The organism is Flavobacterium sp. FlaQc-49 (assembly GCF_044005985.1).
In the GTDB taxonomy this organism is placed as follows: domain Bacteria; phylum Bacteroidota; class Bacteroidia; order Flavobacteriales; family Flavobacteriaceae; genus Flavobacterium; species Flavobacterium cupriresistens.
Genome location: NZ_JBIPCS010000029.1, coordinates 1 through 1,412, shown reverse-complemented (window position 1 = coordinate 1,412; position 1,412 = coordinate 1). Strand labels below are relative to the sequence as shown.

Sequence of the window (1,412 nt, the reverse complement as noted above, 5' to 3'; positions counted from 1 at the left end):
ATGTCTCGTCCTAAAATAAGTTTACATATTTATCCTTAATCCTAAAATAGATTTACAATTCATTTTTAGTCCTGTTATTGGTTTACAATAATAGGACTTTTTAGATAATAGTTCTTCCATAATTTTTCTGTTTTTATGTTGTTTTGATGTACTAGATTTGGAGTTAAATTGCCTATACTCATATGAGGTCGTTCATTATTGTATAATTGAATAACTGCTTTCAATAATTCTTTAGCCTCTTCTAAATTATCCACTTGATAATCATTTAAATACTCTTCTTTTATTATGCCATTGACTCTTTCTGCAATAGCATTTTCCAAAGGATCTCCATTTTCGGTCATACTAATTCCAATATTGTTATTTTCTAGAAGTTTTATATATTCATTACTACAATATTGGGTTCCTCTATCGGAATGATGTATCAATTGTAGTCCTTTTTTTTCATTTGCATTACTTGAAATTGCCATTTCTAAGGCTTGAATTGTTTCAGATGTTTGCAAACTATCTCCTAAATGATAACCAACTATTTTTTTTGAATAGGCATCTGTAATAAAACTGATATATAGAAAATCATCTTTAATTTTCCAGTAAGTTATATCGCTTACCCATAATTGATTTGGAGTACTAGGGATAAAATCTCTAATAAGATTTGGATACTTTTTAAATCTATGGAATGAATTGGTAGTAATGGTTTGTTTTTTTCTACGCCTAACTAAAAGATAATTAACCGATAAAACATCAAATAATCTATCTCTACCCATTTTTATTTGATGTTCTAAAAGAAAGGGTTGAAGTAGTTCATATAACTTTCTACCTCCCATATGTCGATGGTTTTTTCTGATTCTTAATACTTCAGAAATAACAAGTTCATCTTCAAGAACAAGCTGTTCTTGGTGCCAAAAATGTTGATAATATGATTGCCGAGTAACGCCAAGTAATCGGCAAAACTTGCCTAAACTAACTTTGGGATAATTATGTTTCATCTCCTGAATCACTTGGTATTGGACTTTTTTACAATCTTAATTTTAAATTCCTGTTCGGCTATAGCTATCATTCTACGATAGGTTTCTACTAAAAGTCGAGCTTCTTCGAGTTCTTTTTTTAAATGCAATAAAGAATCTTCTTCCTTGGTTATCAGTAATTTGGTTCTTTGATTTTTCATACTAGGTAAAGCTACAATACTAGGCTTAGAATAATCAAATCCAAGTTTTTTTAACCAATAAGTAATTCTGGAATGACCAATATTATATTTGTCTTCCACTTCTCTTCTTGTCAAAGTACCAGTTAAAAATTCATTACAGACAAATCTCTTAAATTCTTCACTGTATTTAGATTGCCATTTTGAGGTTGATATTTTTGTATATCGTTCCATTTTGTTACACTTTTGTGTAAACCTATTTCAGGACAAGACA

2 protein-coding genes are annotated in these 1,412 nt (G+C 29.2%); both read right to left on the bottom strand.

Annotated elements, in window-relative coordinates:
- Positions 1-74 precede the first annotated feature (74 nt).
- Positions 75-983, bottom strand: a complete 909-nt coding sequence (locus tag ACHRV3_RS22935; protein ID WP_395436283.1) for an IS3 family transposase — start codon at positions 981-983, stop codon at positions 75-77.
- 8 nt (positions 984-991) lie between these two features.
- Positions 992-1,372, bottom strand: a complete 381-nt coding sequence (locus ACHRV3_RS22930; RefSeq protein ID WP_395436282.1) for a hypothetical protein — start codon at positions 1,370-1,372, stop codon at positions 992-994.
- Positions 1,373-1,412 lie beyond the last annotated feature (40 nt).

What these genes read in the sequence shown, in the direction of transcription:
- ACHRV3_RS22930 (WP_395436282.1), bottom strand. Translation starts at nt 1,372, where the DNA reads ATGGAACGATATACAAAAATATCAACCTCAAAATGGCAATCTAAATAC.
- ACHRV3_RS22935 (WP_395436283.1), bottom strand. Translation starts at nt 983, where the DNA reads ATGAAACATAATTATCCCAAAGTTAGTTTAGGCAAGTTTTGCCGATTA.